At 42.6% G+C, this 2,302-nt stretch carries 3 protein-coding genes; 1 reads left to right on the forward strand and 2 read right to left on the reverse strand.

The window, feature by feature from the left end; translation table 11 throughout:
- The first annotated feature begins 315 nt into the window (after positions 1-315).
- Entirely contained in the window at positions 316-888 is a 573-nt protein-coding gene (locus IBX40_12890; GenBank protein MBE0525206.1) for a class I SAM-dependent methyltransferase, read from the forward strand.
- A gap of 525 nt (positions 889-1,413) precedes the next feature.
- Here IBX40_12890 and IBX40_12895 read toward each other — a convergent pair.
- Complete coding sequence (locus tag IBX40_12895; protein ID MBE0525207.1) at positions 1,414-1,674, reverse strand: type II toxin-antitoxin system RelE/ParE family toxin; 261 nt, start codon at positions 1,672-1,674, stop codon at positions 1,414-1,416.
- A 3-nt stretch (positions 1,675-1,677) separates the two neighbouring features.
- A complete protein-coding gene (locus IBX40_12900) occupies positions 1,678-1,914 on the reverse strand; it encodes a hypothetical protein (GenBank protein MBE0525208.1) in 237 nt (78 codons plus the stop codon).
- Positions 1,915-2,302: the final 388 nt, after the last annotated feature.

A 2,302-nucleotide genomic window follows, 5' to 3' on the forward strand; every position in this document is an offset into this window, starting at 1 on the left:
TAAGTATTATTGCAGCCAGGATTAAGATCGTACCAATAGGATTAAGATCATTGGGTTAACTCGAGGCTTGGTAGCTTTGCTCTTTTTTGGAACTTTTTTTTCCGGATAAGCGGTTTTTGTACTAATTTTCCGTTTCTTTGCCATCTGGTAATTCTAAAGAAGTTAGTGCTATATCACTTTTATGATTATATGATGCTGTCAAAAAATATGGTAGTCATCCATCCCTTCATTAAAAATGATGGTGCGCATTTGTGCCACAACCACGCACTAACATTTATATTCTATAATACTAATTCTACATCAGGAGATTAATATATGTCTCACAAATTTGATGTGAAAAATGCTGCTGTATTGGATAATCCTGACCGCAGGGACTTCCTCAACCCTGAGGCCATCCTGGATATGATTCCCCTGGATAAAAATACCGTGTTTGTAGATGTCTGTGCCGGCACCGGATATTTCGCACTACCGGCTGCTGCACGTGTAAGACAGGTACTTGCTCTGGATATACTGGATGAGATGGTAGAGGTTATACGGGCCAAAGCAGAATCCTGGCACTTAACCAACCTTACTCCCCTGAAATCAGTTGAGTCCAGTTTCCCGGTGGATGAGGGAACTGCTGATGTGGTGTTTATGTCAAATGTATTCCATGAACTTGATGACCACAATCTGGCATTAAAAGAGGTTATCAGGATATTGAAGAGCGATGGCATCCTGGCAGTTGTTGACTGGAAGAAGGAAAGTACACCAGTGGGACCGCCAGTGGAATATCGATTCTCTGAACTGGATGTGACAGGGATACTGCAGTTGTGTGGATTTAAACTGACTGAGATAAGAGAAGCTGGACCTTACCATTACCTGATAGTGTGTTCCGGACCGTCGGAGTGATACTATGGCAATAGCATACATAGACCCTGAACAGTGCGATAATTCACCCATGTGCCCGCTACCTGATGTGTGCAAGCAAGGTCCCATCGAGTTTTCACATGATATTTGAATCCAATTTAAATGAACAGGCATGAATCGGCTGTAGTGAGTGAACGTTAGTAGAGAGAACGACGAAAGACGATTGATGCACTAAACTGAAGGGGACGGGCCGAAGCATGAGGCCGGTTCCCGGGTCTCTAAACACTAATCTTCACTTCCCGACATTACGGGTGAGGCGAGACACATCAGCGGCTCACCTCATCCGGCAACTACTTACTACAATTCACATGGAGTGGAGTAAGAAGATATGAGTGAATAATACAGCAAGCATGAGAGTGGGGAGGGGGCTGGCAGGCGCTTTTCGATTAATCAGGCGGGAGTTGGGTGCGAAGTGGGGATGGATGCCTGGATGGGAGGTTGCAAAGTGGGTGGCTACGCCTTGGCAGTAAAAATTATTAATTATGAATAAAGGTGAATTTCATCAAATCAATATTTCTGGTAGATTTTGCTTCTGTGACCTGTTTCAATCACTATAATCAACAGACTATCATCAATAATGTCCAGGATTACCCGATATTCACCTACTCGGTGAGTGTAGAGAGGGTGACTTTTTGTCCCCTTTATCTTTTTTACATAAGAATATGGGTCATTTTTGATACAATTTATCGATAGAATTATGCTCTGTGCAACATCCAGAGGTAGTTTTTTGAGATCCCTTTTTCCCTTGGAGGTATAAATTGACCTTATAGCTCATGACAGGTTAAACTCTTTCAGAATTTCTTCTTCAGAATGTAGTCGCCCCTGTTTGATATCTTCTAAAGCTTCTTCTATACCTTTTATAGCTTCGTCACTGAGTGGTTCATCATCAATCGCCATATTCGCTAATCTCTTCACAACTGAACTATATGATTCACGGGGGTAACGTTTTAGGGATGTCAAAATATCCTTGACTTTAGGATCAATGCATATTGTTGTTGATGCGGTCATATAATTAACTATAGGGTTCTATATATTAAATATATGTAGGTATATGTAGGACTTACATCAACATTAGGTTGTGGGCAATAGAAATATAATTTTAAGGTTATCTAATTAACATGCCCTATTCCTTCTTCGGCTCTCCTGCCGCCCCCTCTCGTCTTCACTCAATCCGGGTGTCCCTCTCGATCCGTTCCGTCCGTCTTTGTATTCCGGGGGCTGGCAGGCGCTTTTTGATTATTTCGGCGGGCTTTGGGTGCGAAATGAGGATATATGCTTGGGTGAGTGGGTGCAGGTGGGGGCTCCGCCTTAAATATAATAATAAAATTATTTAATTAAATGAGCCGCTGCTACCATGAAATGTCGAGTAGAGCCCATAGCGCACCTCTTGTTGGGG

This window comes from Methanosarcinales archaeon (assembly GCA_014859725.1).
Taxonomy (GTDB): Archaea; Halobacteriota; Methanosarcinia; order Methanosarcinales; family Methanocomedenaceae; genus Kmv04.

Bases quoted from the DNA above. Each gene is read 5' to 3' on its own strand.
- IBX40_12890 (MBE0525206.1), top strand. From the start codon at position 316: ATGTCTCACAAATTTGATGTGAAAAATGCTGCTGTATTGGATAATCCT.
- IBX40_12900 (MBE0525208.1), bottom strand. From the start codon at position 1,914: ATGACCGCATCAACAACAATATGCATTGATCCTAAAGTCAAGGATATT.